The organism is Enterobacter sp. P82 (assembly GCF_037053385.1).
Classification (GTDB): domain Bacteria; phylum Pseudomonadota; class Gammaproteobacteria; order Enterobacterales; family Enterobacteriaceae; genus Enterobacter.
The window spans coordinates 944,645-959,591 of record NZ_JBALHX010000001.1 but is presented as its reverse complement, the minus strand read 5'-3'; the positions used below and the strand labels follow the sequence as shown (position 1 = coordinate 959,591).

Annotated in this window: 16 protein-coding genes; 6 read left to right on the top strand and 10 right to left on the bottom strand. The window is 51.3% G+C overall.

Features of this window, described 5'->3' with window-relative positions; genetic code table 11:
- The first annotated feature begins 8 nt into the window (after window positions 1-8).
- Window positions 9-1,943 (top strand): exoribonuclease II, encoded by a 1,935-nt coding sequence (locus tag WB237_RS04470; protein WP_336210704.1) that lies wholly within the window; start codon window positions 9-11, stop codon window positions 1,941-1,943.
- Between the two features lie 325 nt (window positions 1,944-2,268).
- Complete coding sequence (gene pdeR, locus WB237_RS04465; RefSeq protein ID WP_336210702.1) at window positions 2,269-4,260, top strand: cyclic di-GMP phosphodiesterase; 1,992 nt, start codon at window positions 2,269-2,271, stop codon at window positions 4,258-4,260.
- Here pdeR and WB237_RS04460 read toward each other — a convergent pair.
- Window positions 4,257-5,126, bottom strand: a complete 870-nt coding sequence (locus tag WB237_RS04460; protein WP_336210700.1) for a crotonase/enoyl-CoA hydratase family protein — start codon at window positions 5,124-5,126, stop codon at window positions 4,257-4,259. The two genes, pdeR and WB237_RS04460, sit on opposite strands and share 4 nt — an antisense overlap.
- A gap of 193 nt (window positions 5,127-5,319) precedes the next feature.
- Here WB237_RS04460 and WB237_RS04455 point away from each other — a divergent pair, with 193 nt between their 5' ends.
- From WB237_RS04455 to osmB, 3 genes are all read left to right on the top strand, one after another.
- Window positions 5,320-5,502, top strand: a complete 183-nt coding sequence (locus WB237_RS04455) for a YciZ family protein (protein WP_024907126.1) — start codon at window positions 5,320-5,322, stop codon at window positions 5,500-5,502.
- Between the two features lie 43 nt (window positions 5,503-5,545).
- Window positions 5,546-6,298, top strand: coding sequence for a DNA-binding transcriptional regulator YciT (gene yciT / locus WB237_RS04450; protein WP_114977049.1), 753 nt, complete (start codon window positions 5,546-5,548; stop codon window positions 6,296-6,298).
- A 263-nt stretch (window positions 6,299-6,561) separates the two neighbouring features.
- Window positions 6,562-6,780 (top strand): osmotically-inducible lipoprotein OsmB, encoded by a 219-nt coding sequence (gene osmB, locus WB237_RS04445; protein ID WP_114977048.1) that lies wholly within the window; start codon window positions 6,562-6,564, stop codon window positions 6,778-6,780.
- 106 nt (window positions 6,781-6,886) lie between these two features.
- Here the strand turns inward: osmB and yciH are convergent, their stop codons facing one another.
- The 5 genes from yciH to pgpB form a co-directional block, all read right to left on the bottom strand.
- Window positions 6,887-7,213, bottom strand: coding sequence for a stress response translation initiation inhibitor YciH (yciH, locus tag WB237_RS04440; RefSeq protein ID WP_008501215.1), 327 nt, complete (start codon window positions 7,211-7,213; stop codon window positions 6,887-6,889).
- Window positions 7,213-7,950, bottom strand: a complete 738-nt coding sequence (pyrF, locus tag WB237_RS04435) for an orotidine-5'-phosphate decarboxylase (RefSeq protein WP_336213473.1) — start codon at window positions 7,948-7,950, stop codon at window positions 7,213-7,215. Before pyrF ends, yciH begins: the two co-directional genes overlap by 1 nt.
- Window positions 7,951-8,135: 185 nt before the next feature.
- On the bottom strand, window positions 8,136-9,305 hold the full coding sequence (gene lapB / locus WB237_RS04430; RefSeq protein ID WP_336210691.1) for a lipopolysaccharide assembly protein LapB: 1,170 nt from the start codon (window positions 9,303-9,305) through the stop codon (window positions 8,136-8,138).
- A gap of 6 nt (window positions 9,306-9,311) precedes the next feature.
- A complete protein-coding gene (locus WB237_RS04425; RefSeq protein WP_023312067.1) occupies window positions 9,312-9,620 on the bottom strand; it encodes a LapA family protein in 309 nt (102 codons plus the stop codon).
- A gap of 148 nt (window positions 9,621-9,768) precedes the next feature.
- Window positions 9,769-10,536: a phosphatidylglycerophosphatase B gene (pgpB, locus tag WB237_RS04420; RefSeq protein ID WP_336210687.1), complete on the bottom strand. Its 768-nt coding sequence runs from the start codon at window positions 10,534-10,536 to the stop codon at window positions 9,769-9,771.
- Window positions 10,537-10,733: 197 nt separating this feature from the next.
- On the opposite strand from pgpB, the gene ribA reads away from it, so the two are divergent.
- Window positions 10,734-11,324 carry a GTP cyclohydrolase II gene (ribA, locus tag WB237_RS04415; protein ID WP_028013401.1) on the top strand — a complete coding sequence of 197 codons (591 nt, stop codon included), beginning with the start codon at window positions 10,734-10,736 and terminating at the stop codon, window positions 11,322-11,324.
- Between the two features lie 37 nt (window positions 11,325-11,361).
- Here ribA and acnA read toward each other — a convergent pair whose 3' ends face one another.
- The 4 genes from acnA to WB237_RS04395 all read right to left on the bottom strand — a co-directional run bounded on the left by acnA (window position 11,362) and on the right by WB237_RS04395 (window position 14,747).
- Complete coding sequence (gene acnA, locus WB237_RS04410; RefSeq protein ID WP_336210682.1) at window positions 11,362-14,037, bottom strand: aconitate hydratase AcnA; 2,676 nt, start codon at window positions 14,035-14,037, stop codon at window positions 11,362-11,364.
- Window positions 14,038-14,197: 160 nt separating this feature from the next.
- Window positions 14,198-14,296 carry a small membrane protein YmiC gene (ymiC, locus tag WB237_RS04405; protein WP_223256802.1) on the bottom strand — a complete coding sequence of 33 codons (99 nt, stop codon included), beginning with the start codon at window positions 14,294-14,296 and terminating at the stop codon, window positions 14,198-14,200.
- 137 nt (window positions 14,297-14,433) lie between these two features.
- Window positions 14,434-14,604 carry a hypothetical protein gene (locus WB237_RS04400; protein WP_336210679.1) on the bottom strand — a complete coding sequence of 57 codons (171 nt, stop codon included), beginning with the start codon at window positions 14,602-14,604 and terminating at the stop codon, window positions 14,434-14,436.
- A 2-nt stretch (window positions 14,605-14,606) separates the two neighbouring features.
- The gene (locus WB237_RS04395; RefSeq protein ID WP_223256796.1) at window positions 14,607-14,747 is read right to left on the bottom strand and encodes a YmiA family putative membrane protein; all 141 of its coding nucleotides are present in this window, start codon (window positions 14,745-14,747) and stop codon (window positions 14,607-14,609) included.
- Between the last annotated feature and the right edge of the window lie 200 nt (window positions 14,748-14,947).

Sequence of the window (14,947 nt, the reverse complement as noted above, 5' to 3'; positions counted from 1 at the left end):
AGAACATTATGTTTCAGGACAACCCGCTGCTAGCGCAGCTTAAACAGCAACTGCATTCCCAGACGCCGCGTGCAGAAGGGGTCGTAAAAGCCACAGAAAAGGGTTTTGGCTTCCTTGAAGTTGACGCGCAGAAAAGCTATTTCATTCCGCCACCGCAGATGAAGAAAGTAATGCATGGCGATCGCGTCATGGCCGTCATTCATACCGAGAAGGATCGTGAGTCCGCCGAGCCGGAAGAACTGATCGAACCGTTCCTGGCCCGTTTTGTGGGCAAGGTGCAGAGAAAAGACGATCGTCTTTCTATCGTGCCGGATCATCCCCTGCTGAAAGATGCTATTCCCTGCCGCGCCGCCCGTGGCGTTGAGCATGATTTTAAAGAAGGTGACTGGGCAGTAGCAGAAATGCGCCGTCATCCTCTGAAAGGCGATCGCGGTTTTTATGCAGAATTAACCCAGTTCATCACCTTTGGCGACGACCATTTTGTACCGTGGTGGGTGACGCTTGCACGCCATAATCTTGAAAAAGAAGCGCCTAATGGCGTTGCAACTGAGATGCAGGATGAAGGTCTGGTTCGTCGCGATCTCACTGCCCTGGAATTTGTCACCATTGACAGCGCCAGTACAGAAGATATGGATGATGCCCTCTACGCTGAAGAGAGTGCCGATGGCAAACTGCATTTGACTGTCGCCATTGCGGACCCAACCGCGTGGATTGCTGAAGGCAGCAAGCTGGACGATACGGCGAAAACCCGCGCATTCACCAACTACCTGCCTGGCTTTAACATCCCGATGCTGCCGCGCGAGCTGTCAGACGATCTCTGCTCACTGCGTCCAAATGAAGTACGTCCGGTACTTGCCTGCCGCATGACTATCGCGGCAGATGGCACGATTGAAGATGATATTGAGTTCTTCGCCGCGACCATTGAATCAAAAGCCAAGCTGGCTTATGACAACGTTTCCGACTGGCTGGAGAACACCGGCAGCTGGAAACCGGAATCAGACGCTATTGCCGCCCAGATTCGTCTGCTGCACCGTATCTGTCTTAACCGCGGCGAATGGCGTAAAACCCATGCGCTGGTGTTCAAAGATCGTCCGGATTACCGCTTTGTTCTGGGTGAGAAAGGCGAAGTGCTGGATATCGTGGCCGAGCCACGACGTATTGCCAACCGCATTGTTGAAGAAGCGATGATTTCTGCCAACATTTGCGCCGCTCGCGTGCTGCGTGACAAGCTAGGCTTTGGCATTTACAACGTCCACACTGGATTTGATCCGGCCAATACCGAAGCGCTGGCAGCTCTGCTGAAAAATCACGATGTGCATGTTGATCCAGAAGAAGTACTGACGCTGCCGGGTTTCTGCAAGCTTCGTCGCGAGCTGGACGCACAGCCTTCTGGTTTCCTGGATAGCCGTATTCGTCGCTTCCAGTCCTTTGCGGAAATCAGCACTGAGCCAGGCCCGCACTTTGGTCTGGGCCTGGAAGCCTACGCGACCTGGACTTCTCCAATCCGTAAGTATGGCGATATGGTTAACCACCGCCTGCTGAAAGCGATTATCAAGGGCGAAACGATTGCACGTCCTCAGGACGACACCACCCTGCAAATGGCCGATCGTCGCCGTCTGAACCGGATGGCAGAACGTGACGTTGGGGACTGGCTGTACGCGCGTTTCCTGCAGGACAAAACCGGTACAGATACCCGCTTTGCTGCGGAGATCATTGATATCAGCCGTGGCGGTATGCGCGTCCGTCTGGTGGATAACGGTGCTGTCGCCTTTATTCCTGCCCCATTCCTGCACGCTGTCCGTGACGAAATGGTCTGTAGTCAGGAAAATGGGACTGTGCAAATTAAAGGTGAAACAGTTTACAAAGTCACAGATGTGATTGACGTAAACATCGCTGAAGTTCGCATGGAAACCCGCAGTATTATCGCGCGCCCTGTCGCCTGATAAACTGTTAAAATGTTGGTCCTTTCTTTGCAGGAGAGGCCGACATTTTTACTTTTTATCTTTCACCACAAAATCATCATTTTTTCTTACTATTTTCAGTCTCCCTCCGCCCAAACTCGCCATAATTATCTACAGTAAAAGAGTGTTGTTATATTCGGTTACGTGAATTTTTATACGCTACGTATCCTTTTTAGCGTGACTCGTTTTATTATAAGAATTCAGGGAAAAAACAATAAGTTCACTTCGGTTTTGCCGCTGTTTCACAACGGAAAAGTCGACAGCAAATGAATAATTTGTGCGCTAATGAGCAGCTGCGGGAGAATACATGATGGACGATCTGGAGCAGAATTTGCTGTTTCGTTACATGGGCACTCACAGCCCATGGTGGCGATTATCAGCTGACAGCAATGCTCTGCACCTTGCCGCCAGTGAAAATGCCGATGTGACTCAGGTGGTGTCGCTGGACGATGAACAGGCCGATCTCATCCGTCAGTTAACTGTCATAACCTCCAGCATTTCAATGACGCTCTCTTTGTACGGGGAAAAAGTCCCTGTCCATCTTGTTGGGCGCAAAATAACCCGCAATGAGTGGGCCGGCACCGCCTCCTCCTGGAATGATACGCCCTCCGTAGCCCGCGATCTGGCACAGGGTCTCTCTTTTGCGGAACAGGTGGTCTCAGAAGCCAACTCCGTCATCGTTATTCTCGATCATAACGGTAATATCCAGCGTTTTAACCGATTGAGTGAAGAATACACCGGCCTGAAAGAACAGGAAGTCATTGGCCAGAACGTGTTTAAGCTCTTTATGAGCCGCAGCGAAGCAGCGGCTTCAAAGCGCAACATTACCGGTTTCTTTCGTAACGGCAGTTCGTATGAAGTCGAACGCTGGATTAAAACGCGCAAAGGACAAAGATTGTTTCTGTTCAGAAACAAATTTGTTCACAGCGGCAGCGGTAAAAATGAAATTTTTCTTATCTGTTCCGGTACCGATATTACAGAGGAACGTCGTGCTCAGGAGCGGCTGCGCGTGCTGGCCAATACTGATACCATCACCGGGTTGCCAAACCGCAATGCGATTCACGAACTGATTTCAGACGCCATCGACAATCGCGGTGAAATGCAGGTGGGTGTGGTCTATCTCGATCTCGATAACTTCAAGAAGGTCAACGATGCCTACGGGCATATGTTTGGCGATCAGCTGCTACAGGCTGTCGCACTCGCTATTTTGAGTTGTCTGGATGAAGGCCAGGTTCTGGCGCGGCTCGGCGGTGATGAGTTTATTGTCATGGCCACAAATACCTCGCAGGGTTCTCTGGAAGCGATGGCGTCGCGTATTTTAACCCGTCTGCGTCAGCCGTTCAGAATCGGTCTGATTGAGATTTACACCGGTTGTTCTCTGGGTATCGCGCTCGCGCCACAGCATGGGAATGACCGGGAAAGCGTCATTCGTAATGCCGATACTGCCATGTACACCGCCAAAGAGAACGGTCGTGGTAAGTTTTGTGTCTTCTCACCTGAGATGAACCAGCGCGTATTTGAATATCTCTGGCTGGACACCAACCTGCGTAAAGCACTGGATAACGATCAGTTGCTGATCCACTACCAGCCCAAAATAACCTGGCGTGGGGAAGTCCGTAGTCTTGAAGCGCTGGTCCGCTGGCAGTCACCAGAACGCGGTTTGATCCCTCCTCTGGAATTTATCTCTTATGCCGAAGAGTCGGGTTTGATTGTGCCCCTGGGTCGCTGGGTGATGCTGGATGTGGTTCGCCAGATCGCGAAATGGCGCGACAAGGGGATTAATCTGCGCGTGGCCGTGAACGTCTCTGCGCGCCAGCTGGCCGATCAGACAATTTTCAGTGATTTAAAACAGGCGCTAAAAGATCTGAACTTTGAATACTGCCCTGTGGATGTTGAGTTAACCGAAAGCTGTCTTATCGAGAACGAAGAGCTGGCGCTCTCTGTTATTCAGCAGTTCAGCAAATTAGGAGCGCAAATTCATCTGGATGATTTTGGCACGGGCTACTCTTCGCTCTCGCAACTGGCCCGGTTCCCGATCGATGCCATTAAACTCGATCAATCTTTTGTCAGGGACATTCATAAGCAATCTATCTCCCAGTCCCTGGTACGTGCCATCGTCGCAGTGGCGCAGGCGTTAAACCTGCAGGTGATCGCCGAAGGAGTGGAGAGTGCAAAAGAAGACGCCTTTCTGACTAAGAATGGCGTCAACGAACGGCAGGGTTTTCTTTTTGCTAAGCCGATGCCCGCTGCCGTATTCGAGCGATGGCTAAAACGATATCAATCGCGAAATCAGCGTTAACTGGCTTTGCGTAAACCCGCCGCATGATGGCGGTTTTGCAACATAACCAGACGCTCCATATAGGCGATATCTTTCGGCTCAAGGCAGAACGCGGCATCAACCCAGTCTTCCGTAATGTCCATCAGCTCACTGCGGGGCAACTGCAGAACACGTGTACGTGCGCGCAACATCGCCCTTACACCGTTCAGTTTTGGCCGCAGTGTGTCGATAAATGTCCTGACAGAGACGTAGCTTTGTCCAGGTTCAAACAGCACATCCACCAGCCCGTGCTGTTCGTACCATTCTGCCGTATGCGGCTCCCCTTTGTAGATGAGTTCCTCTGCCAGTTTCATGCCTGAACGCCGGGCGACCAGTGAATATCCCCCCATGCCCGGGAACAGGTTGAAGGCGATCTCAGGGAAACCTAAACGGGCATCGCGCTGAGCCAGCACGAAATGGTGCGCCAGAGCGGCCTCAAACCCACCACCTAACGCACTGCCTTCAACCATTGCCAGAGTGATAGCCCCCGTATCAAACCCTCGTGATGCCGCATGAACGCAGTCAACGCAGGCACGTGCATATGCCCGTAACGCTTCCCGACGACCGTTTTGAATGCATTCGACGAAGAACTGCAAATCACCTCCTGTATTGTACATTTCAGGAACCAGCGATCCGGTTACCCAAAAATCGACCTCAAAACCGGACTGGCGCACCAACCATGAGAGGTTCATGATCTCCTCAATTAACGCATGGTTGAAACAAGGACGTGGCTGAGCCTGCAGCATCATCCAGACTGTACGGCGCTCCGCCTCGTAATACCCTGATAACTGGGTGAAACGTTTAGAATCGGTAAACAGTGTGCATGTAGGCTGATTGATAACTGTCATAGTCTAATTCCTCTTATAAAAAAGCGCCTTGCGCGCAGTTTTAGACTAATCCACTCATTAAGCCCACTGCATGAGAGGGAATAAATTTATCACTGTTGTTTATGTAATTTAGTTATTGCATTTTTTCCCTTCTCTTTTGTTCCTATTTTCTGCATCATTGAAAATATTAACTTTTCACTCCTGGGGTGAGATTATGTCTACTATTGATGCACAAGCTGTAGCACAACGTATTGATACCGTGCTGGATATCCTGGTGGCGGGCGATTATCACTCTGCGATCCGTAATCTTGAGATCCTGAAGTCTGAACTTCTTGCTCAGAATGGCGCCGACAATGCGCCAGAAAACCGACAGCCAAAGGCGCCGTGGGAAGTTTAACCCCAGCGTTCCCGACCTCGTTCCGCTTTATTAAATGGATGCTATGAATTCCCGACAACAAATTATTTTGCAGATGGTCATCGATCAGGGGCGCGTAAGTGTGGTCGATCTCGCTAAAACCACGGGTGTTTCTGAAGTCACAATCCGCCAGGATCTTAATCTGCTGGAAAAACAGAGTTACCTGCGTCGTGCGCATGGATATGCTGTCCCGCTGGATAGCGAAGACGTTGAAACGCGAATGATGAATAACTACGCGCTTAAACGTGAACTGGCGGAATTTGCTGCGTCTTTAGTGAACAATGGTGAAACCGTTTTTATTGAAAACGGCAGCAGCAACGCCCTTCTGGCGCGTACACTTGCCGATCAGAAAGATGTTACCATCATTACTGTCAGTAGCTATATCGCGCATTTACTCAAAGAAACACGTTGTGAAGTGATTCTACTGGGGGGAATTTACCAGAAAAAAAGTGAAAGCATGGTAGGCCCACTGACACGTCAGTATGTCCAGCAGGTCCATTTCAGCAAGGCTTTTATCGGGATCGACGGTTGGCAACCGGAGACAGGCTTCACCGGTCGGGATATGATGCGTTCTGATGTGGTGAATGCGGTACTCGAAAAAGAGTGTGAGGCCATTGTGCTCACTGATAGCTCAAAATTTGGCGCTGTTCACCCTTATACAATGGGGCCAGTCTCCCGCTTTAGCCGGGTCATTACTGATGAACGTTTGAGCGAAACGCACCGTAATAAACTGGAAGATGACGGACTTATCGTCAATATTATTAAAACACCCGCCTGAGCACATTATGCGCCCGACTTTCGGGCGCATACGCAGCCCATTCTCTGAGATGATTCCTAACCTCCCTTTAAGATTTTTTACCTGTTTAAGCTGCCCTAAAGTCGTAAAATTAATGTTAGCGATATAACAGGAAGTGACTATCACCTGCGTGATTACGTAACACCTGCGCGACCAGCTTTCACGGAGAACAGAATTAAGTATGCGATTCGCCTAAACTTAATGTGTACCTATTTCCGTGAATTGATAATTCAGGAGAAAGTATTATGACCTTAACCAGCAAAAAATTAGCCGCCGCTGTTCTGGCAATCACTGTAGCAATGTCCCTGAGCGCTTGCTCTAACTGGTCTAAACGTGACCGCAACACCGCAATCGGTGCCGGTGCTGGTGCTCTCGGTGGTGCAATTTTAACAGATGGTAGTACGCTGGGTACATTAGGTGGTGCTGCTGTCGGCGGTATTATCGGTCATCAGGTTGGCAAATAATCATTCTATAAGCCTCCTGCGTATTGCGATATTTTGAACGCATTTTCAGGTCTGACTTACGCACGTATATAACACGAGCCACGGCAATTGCCGTGGCTCATTTATATTAGCCGCCTGCCAGTTTGACTTTCATGCCTTTGGCTTCGAGCAGAGATTTAATTAAATCGCGCTTATCACCCTGGATTTCGATAATGCCGTCTTTCACGGCACCGCCGCAGCCACATTTCTTTTTCAGCTCAGCCGCCAGCTTTGTCAGCTCCGCATCATCCAGATCAATTCCGGAGATAAGGCAGACCCCCTTTCCTTTTCGTCCACTGGTTTGACGCTGGATCCGAACGATACCGTCCCCCTTCGGACGTTCCACTTTCGTTTTCGGTTCGTCTATACGTCCGCTTTCGGTAGAGTAAACAAGACGGCTGTTGGAATCGGTCATTACGCCCCCTTTTTCAGCGACGCGTTGATAGCCTTAAGGGTCTCTGCCGGGTTCGCTGACTGCGTCACCGGACGTCCGATGACCATGTAATCAACACCTGCAGCCAGTGCCTGTTCAGGCGTCATAATACGGCGCTGATCGCCCACTTCACTGCCTGCGGGACGGATCCCCGGGGTAACAAGTTTAAAATCCTGCCCCAGGACTGATTTGAAACGCACCGCTTCCTGAGCCGAACAGACAACACCATCAAGACCGCAATTTTGTGTCAGACGTGCGAGGCATTCAGCATGTTCCGCAGGTGACAACGTCACACCCAGGTCGCGTAAATCACTTTCGTCCATACTGGTCAGCACGGTGACTGCAATCAGCAGAGGCGCGTCTTTACCGAACGGCAGAAGCGCTTCGCGGGCGGCCGTCATCATTCTTGCCCCACCCGACGCATGAACGTTAACCATCCATACCCCCAGCTCCGCAGCGGCAGCAACAGCGTGTGCCGTGGTATTTGGAATATCATGGAATTTAAGGTCGAGGAAAACGTCAAAGCCGCGCTGTTGCAGATCGCGTACGATTTGCGGCCCAAACAGCGTGAACATCTCTTTGCCAACTTTCAGACGGCAGTCGCGAGGATCGATACCGTCGACAAAGGCCAGTGCAGCGTCGCGCTTATTGTAATCAAGCGCAACGACAACAGGAGAATCCGTAATTACGCGGGAAGTGGAGGAAGTAACAGACGTCATGACCAGCCCTTTTCGTCTATGGGCGCGCAGCGGCGCGGAACAGATAAACGGCGAGCATTCTACCTGCCACTGCCGCAAATTGACAGAATCCATTTACTTTCCTGCCAGGCTAGCAAACCGCACGGAGTTCATGAAGAGGTAAAAACCATCAGTATGTTGTAACTAAAATGCAGTGTTTTAAAAAATTACTGCCCGTCGAGGCCGCGAATTGGCTTGATGGTGGACCATGCACGGCATGAAGGACAGTGCCAGTAGAGCGTATACGCCGTAAACCCGCACTTCTGGCAACGATAGCGCGGCTTGCTGCGCACCTGCTCGCCCACCATATCGCGCAGCACCATCAGGCTCTCTTTAGCACGCCCCTCTTCAGCATCATTCAGGTGGTAATCCATCAGCTTATGGAATACCCGCATGGTTGGATGACGCTGCAGCTGACGCGTAATATAAACCTGCGCGGTGTCGCTCCCCTCATACTGCTCAACCACGTCTGAAAGCATCAGTTCTGCAGTCGCACCGGTATTCTCTTCCACACAACGACGCAGGAATGCCACCCACTCTTCCTGCTTGCCCAATTGTTGATAGCAGGTTTGCAGCATCTCCAGCGTTTCACTGACCAGTTCTTTGTCCTGGTCGATAACACGCAGCAAGCTTTCAACGGCTTTGGCGTAATCGCCATTCGCCATAAAGACGCGGCCCATCATGATCGAAATACGGGCGCTATTACGATCGGCGGCGGCGCCTTTCTTCAACAACGTCATGGCTTTGTCCATGTCGTCGCTGCCCATCTGCTGAAGGGCTAATTCGCAGTAAAAATGAGCTATCTCAACGCGCTGTTTATCTTTACCCAGTTTAACCAGACGTTCCGCGGTATCGATAGCTTTTTGCCAGTCGCTGGTGGCCTGATAAATCTGCAGCAGCTGCTGTAGTGCGCCGATACGGAAATCAGTTTCATCCACCAGCTGCGAGAACATATCTTCAGCACGATCGTACAGCCCTGCGGCCATATAATCCCGCCCCAACTGTTGTACCGCAAGGAGTCGTTGATCGTAGGTCAGGGAGGCGCTTTCCATCAGGGTCTGGTGGATACGAATCGCGCGGTCAACCTCGCCGCGTGAGCGGAACAGGTTCCCCAGGGTGAGATGCGCTTCAACGGTTCCCGTATCCTCTTTCAGCATATCGAGGAACAGGTCTACCGCTTTGTCCTGCTGATTACTCAGCAGGAAGTTAACCCCCGCAACGTAGTCACGGGAGAGTCGGTTGGCCTCATCCTGCTTTGTTTGTTGCGCACTTCTGCGGCCCATATACCAGCCATAGGCTGCGGCTACAGGCAAAAGCAGAAACAACAACTCCAGCATAGTCGATTATTCCTTCACGACCGGCACACCAGAGCTTTCCGGAATGTCGGACGCAGGCGCAATGTTATTTTCGAGGCGTTTAATTTTACGTTCAGCGCGCGCAAGAGAAACACGGACTTTCAACCAGAAAAGACCACAAACCAGCCAGCCGATGGCAAAACCCGCAGCAAACAGGACCGCCAGCAGGCTCGATACCCGATACTCGCCCTGCGCCAGCAGATAGTTAAACGTCACCTGTTGGTCGTTTTGTGCACCCAATGTGACTGAAATGACAAAAATCGCCAATACCAGTAAGAAAATGAGTAAATATTTCACATTACTTCCCGTTATGTGGTTCAAGCGAATAAAGTGTGTTCAATTCACCGCAATCAGTCTTATAAACTACCATTTTAGTGACGAGCGCGAAACGGAAAAAGTAACGCGCCAGCTATGGATTTATGGGCAAAAGACGGATTATCAACCATCAGCCGTCACTTTGTTCCCGTTCGGCAATTTCTTCTTTCTCTTCGAGCGGTGGCGTTAACGGACCGCAGAGTCGTTCGGCAAGCCAGGTCGCCAGCGTGACCAGCAGCCATGAGATCAGCGTAGCGACCACCAGGTCCTGCGGCCAGTGCATCCCCAGCAATAGGCGGCTGCCCATCACTCCTGTCGCCCAGACCAGTAAAATCACGATAGTCACGGTTCGACGTCTCGGCCAGAGTAATCCAACGCCCAGTAACGCCCAACTGGCCGCAAACATGGTGTGGCCAGAAGGAAACGCGAACCCCGTCTCTTTTTGCCAGTGTTTACGCAAAAACTTCGGAATATCCTGCTGTTCAGCAAGCTGTTCTTTCACCAGTGCGCCACGATCTTTACGTTTTAAATTGTAGAATTCATCCACAGGAATATGGTGAGTTTTTTCCAGCCAGACGACAAAAGGCCGTGGCTCCTGAACGCGATCTTTAACCCAGGATTTCACGCCCTGACCAATCAAAATGGCAGCACCGAGGATCGCAAAAAGCATTAGCGCCGCCCGCAGTCGAAAACGCAGACACCACAGAAACCACGCGCAGAGAAGGACATGGGTAATAATTCCCCACGGCTGGGTGACGGTTTCCGTTATCCAATATAACGTTTTCAGCCATGCCGCATTCTGCCCGGGCTGCCACATCCAGCCCGAAACCCATACGGCCAGAGGCATAATCAGTAAAATGGCCGCACCTGCTGCCGTACGTCTGGCGATTGAAAGCATGTCTTCTCCTTTTTTGCTAAGCGTCACAATCATAACTGAAATTTATTCGATACGTGGATATGTCGGATCGTGCGTTTAACGTTCATATAGCATGGTGCCCATTAGGTGAACATGCTGAGCTTGTGGCAAAATGAACTGATACAGAAAGCAAAACAGGCGAAAGGCACGGCACGTGTCAGCCTACTCTGGAGAATCACATGCAGCTTAAACGTGTGGCAGAAGCCAAACTGCCAACCCCATGGGGCGATTTCCTGATGGTGGGATTTGAAGAACTGGCAACCGGACAGGATCATGTCGCGCTGGTGTACGGCGACATTTCAGGGCAGACGCCGGTTCTGTCCCGCGTACATTCGGAGTGTCTGACGGGTGATGCATTGTTCAGCCTGCGCTGTGATTGCGGTTTCCAACTGGAAGCAGCGCTGACTCACATCGCAGAGGAAGGCCGTGGGGTTCTGCTCTATCACCGTCAGGAAGGCCGTAACATTGGTCTGCTGAATAAAATCCGCGCCTACGCGCTGCAGGACCAGGGCTACGATACGGTGGAAGCGAACCATCAGCTCGGCTTTGCCGCCGATGAACGTGACTTCACCCTGTGCGCCGATATGTTCAAGCTTTTGGGTGTAGATGAAGTTCGTCTGTTGACCAATAACCCGAAAAAAGTGGAAATCCTGACCGAGGCGGGGATCAATATTGTTGAGCGTGTACCGCTGATTGTGGGCCGCAATCCCAAAAATGCCCACTATCTTGATACCAAAGCCGCAAAAATGGGCCACCTGCTGAAAGAGTAAGAGCAAAAAGCCCGGCGCACGTGCCGGGCTGGTTTCGTCAATCCAGCATCTTACGAATCACGTAATGTAAAATACCGTCGTTCTGGTAATAGGTCAGCTCTGTTGCCGTATCAATACAACACCGGCACTCCAGTACCTCGGTTTTTCCGTCTGCCCGCGTTAATTTCACTGGCACCGTTTTACCAGGCTGTAAATATTGCAGACCACTAATGTCAATCTGCTCCTCTCCGCTCAGGCCCAGCGTTTTACGCGTGACGCCCTGCGGAAACTCAAGTGGCAGGATCCCCATCCCAATAAGATTCGAGCGGTGAATTCGTTCAAACGATTCGGCAATGACCACACGAACACCAAGCAGGCGCGGGCCTTTCGCTGCCCAGTCACGGCTTGAGCCAGAACCGTACTCTTTCCCGGCGATCACCGCCAGCGGCGTACCTTCCTGTTGATATTTGACAGCCGCATCATAAATCGAAACGACTTCCGTACCTGGCAGATGGCGCGTCATGCCCCCTTCCACGCCCGGAACCATCTCGTTACGAATGCGAATATTGGCAAACGTGCCGCGCATCATGACTTCATGGTTACCGCGACGCGACCCGTAGGAGTTAAAATCACGCCGTTCGACACCCCGGCTTTGCAAATAACGGCCTGCCGGGCTGTCGGCTTTGATGCTCCCTGCCGGAGAGATATGGTCCGTAGTGACAGAATCTCCCAGCATCGCCAGAATGCGCGCACCGTGGATATCTTTAAGCGGCGCAGGTTCAGCCTGCATTTCATCGAAGAACGGCGACAGGCGAATATAGGTCGAATCATCCTGCCAGTCATAGGTATCCGACCCTGCGACGTTGATGGCTTTCCATTCCGGCGTACCTTCAAAGACTTCCGCATACTCTTTGCGGAACATCTCGGTTGACACTTTTTCAACGGCCAGCGCGATCTCACGCGAAGACGGCCAGATATCTTTCAGGTAGACCGGGTCATTCTTGCGATCGTGACCAATAGGGTCGGTCACCAGGTTGATATTCATGTTTCCTGCCAGCGCATATGCCACCACCAGCGGAGGCGAAGCGAGCCAGTTGGTTTTCACTAGCGGATGAATGCGCCCTTCAAAATTTCGGTTGCCGGAAAGGACCGCGCCTACCGTCAGATCTCCCTGTTTGATCGCCGTTTCAATCGGCTCAGGAAGTGGGCCAGAGTTACCGATGCAAGTGGTGCAACCGTAACCCACCAGGTTAAAGCCCAGTTCGTCGAGATACGGTGTCAGTTTGGCCTGAGCCAGGTAATCCGATACGACTTTGGAGCCCGGTGCCAGCGAAGCCTTGACCCACGGCTGAGGTTTTAGCCCAAGCTCAACCGCTTTTTTGGCCAGTAAACCTGCCGCCATCAATACGCTGGGGTTTGAGGTATTGGTACAGGAGGTAATGGCTGCAATAACCACCGCGCCATCCGGGAGCTGATACTGATGCCCGTTCAGGACATAGTCGATCGGGCGATGATCTTTTTGCGCCACATTCACTTCCAGCGCATTGCTGGCGGCAAAGGCCTTCGGCACATCATTCAGCGCAACCCGATCCTGAGGGCGTTTCGGCCCGGCAAGGCTCGCTTCAACGCTGCCCATATCGAGCTCAAGCGTGCTGGTGAAGACCGGTTCATCGCCCGGGTTGCGCCACATGCCCTGCGCTTTGGTATAGGCTTCCACCAGCGCGACCTGCTCTTCGCTGCGACCGCTAAGCCGCATGTATTCCAGCGTCACATCATCTATGGGGAAAAAGCCGCAGGTTGCGCCATATTCCGGTGACATATTGGCAATGGTGGCGCGGTCCGCCAGCGGCAGCGAATCCAGCCCATCACCGTAGAATTCAACAAATTTACCTACCACGCCATGCTTACGCAGCATCTGAGTGACCGTGAGCACCAGATCGGTGGCAGTGATACCTTCTGACAGCTTGCCGGTCAGCTTGAAGCCCACCACATCCGGGATAAGCATGGATACCGGTTGGCCGAGCATCGCGGCTTCGGCTTCAATGCCACCGACACCCCACCCCAGCACGCCGAGGCCGTTGATCATAGTGGTATGTGAATCCGTTCCCACCAGCGTGTCCGGATAAGCCACCCACTCTTTATCCTGCAGTTCACTCCAGACGGCTTTACCCAGGTACTCAAGGTTAACCTGATGGCAAATTCCGGTGCCTGGTGGCACGACGCTAAACCGGCTGAATGCCTGTTGTCCCCACTTCAGGAAGACATAACGCTCGTGGTTGCGCTCCATCTCCAGACGCACGTTCTCGCCAAAGGCGTCATCATCACCAAAGTGGTCGACGGTTACGGAGTGGTCAATGACGAGGTCCACAGGCGAAAGCGGATTCACTTTTGCTGTATCCCCACCCAGGCGTTTTACGGCCTCACGCATAGCGGCTAAATCAACCACAGCGGGGACACCGGTAAAGTCCTGCATCAGGACCCTTGCCGGGCGATAAGCTATTTCTCTGTCGGCGTGGGCTTGCTTCAACCACCCCGCCAGTGCCTGGATATCGTCGAGGGTGACAGAATCACCATCCTGCCAGCGTAAGAGATTTTCCAGCAAAACTTTTAAGGACTTGGGTAAACGCGAAATGTCCCCAAGCGTCCTGGCAGCCAGCGGCAGGCTGTAGTAATGCCAGGTTTTATTTTCTGCCTGTAATGTGTCCTTACTGGCTTCGCGTAGGGTTAACGACATAAGCTCCTCCTTAATTACAGAGATGTCCTGACAATCATCAGGGCTGTAATTAAAGATAACACAAAGATGCCGTAACGTTTTGATAACAACCCGAATTGATAAATTCAGGCGTACTCAGAGGGTGAAAACAAAAAACCCCGCCGTAGCGAGGTTTTACAATTTAGTGGAAGGCCAACCAGATGAGCTGACTCCAAAACAGAATCGACACGGTAAAAACGCCGATCCATGACCAGTATTTATGAGACGTCATGTTATTCATCATAGGGACACCAGGCATTATTTATAAAAGTTTCCGAGGTCGCCCTCGGCTCTATATTGCTGATGTGTATTTATTAAAGAGTACAAAAATGCAGAGTCACTATTCAGACTATTTGCATCATTACGCAATCAACTAAATTATTGTTTTTTGGGTTCGTCTTCCGCGAACACATCAATAAAGGCTTGCTGCTGCGGTGTCAGTTTCCAGGATGCAGGTACAGCATTCACAGGTGTTTTACGCACCTTGTGACCATTGTCACGATGCTGACGCATCTGTTTAACCGTCTCTGTTCGTACCGTCAGTGCCATAGTTAACCCCAATATTTCCAGGCCAGGAAAGCAACCACCGCCCAAAAGGAGGCGGAGACGAGAAAGACCGCCAGCCAGGCTTTACGCTTGAGCGCAGGATCCCTTTGCGGTTCTTCACTTCCAGAAGGCATTGCTAACCTCATACAATCGACATCGCTTATCATTTAGGACCAAACAATTGGTACAATTAATCATCTGTTGAGATAAATCCTAAAGAAACTTTAGCCGAAAAGCCAGTGAATTTATGCATCGGAAGGTATGAAATATTCAATCTTTTGACCAGAAATAAATAACTGAAAAGAAATATTTGCGAAGCGTCAAATTAGTTTCTACTTTTGTCGCC

Coding starts and splice junctions, on each gene's coding strand:
- WB237_RS04470 (WP_336210704.1), top strand. CDS start 9: ATGTTTCAGGACAACCCGCTGCTAGCGCAGCTTAAACAGCAACTGCAT.
- pdeR (WP_336210702.1), top strand. CDS start 2,269: ATGATGGACGATCTGGAGCAGAATTTGCTGTTTCGTTACATGGGCACT.
- WB237_RS04460 (WP_336210700.1), bottom strand. CDS start 5,126: ATGACAGTTATCAATCAGCCTACATGCACACTGTTTACCGATTCTAAA.
- WB237_RS04455 (WP_024907126.1), top strand. CDS start 5,320: ATGTCTACTATTGATGCACAAGCTGTAGCACAACGTATTGATACCGTG.
- yciT (WP_114977049.1), top strand. CDS start 5,546: ATGAATTCCCGACAACAAATTATTTTGCAGATGGTCATCGATCAGGGG.
- osmB (WP_114977048.1), top strand. CDS start 6,562: ATGACCTTAACCAGCAAAAAATTAGCCGCCGCTGTTCTGGCAATCACT.
- yciH (WP_008501215.1), bottom strand. CDS start 7,213: ATGACCGATTCCAACAGCCGTCTTGTTTACTCTACCGAAAGCGGACGT.
- pyrF (WP_336213473.1), bottom strand. CDS start 7,950: ATGACGTCTGTTACTTCCTCCACTTCCCGCGTAATTACGGATTCTCCT.
- lapB (WP_336210691.1), bottom strand. CDS start 9,305: ATGCTGGAGTTGTTGTTTCTGCTTTTGCCTGTAGCCGCAGCCTATGGC.
- pgpB (WP_336210687.1), bottom strand. CDS start 10,536: ATGCTTTCAATCGCCAGACGTACGGCAGCAGGTGCGGCCATTTTACTG.
- ribA (WP_028013401.1), top strand. CDS start 10,734: ATGCAGCTTAAACGTGTGGCAGAAGCCAAACTGCCAACCCCATGGGGC.
- acnA (WP_336210682.1), bottom strand. CDS start 14,037: ATGTCGTTAACCCTACGCGAAGCCAGTAAGGACACATTACAGGCAGAA.
- ymiC (WP_223256802.1), bottom strand. CDS start 14,296: ATGAATAACATGACGTCTCATAAATACTGGTCATGGATCGGCGTTTTT.
- WB237_RS04400 (WP_336210679.1), bottom strand. CDS start 14,604: ATGGCACTGACGGTACGAACAGAGACGGTTAAACAGATGCGTCAGCAT.
- WB237_RS04395 (WP_223256796.1), bottom strand. CDS start 14,747: ATGAGGTTAGCAATGCCTTCTGGAAGTGAAGAACCGCAAAGGGATCCT.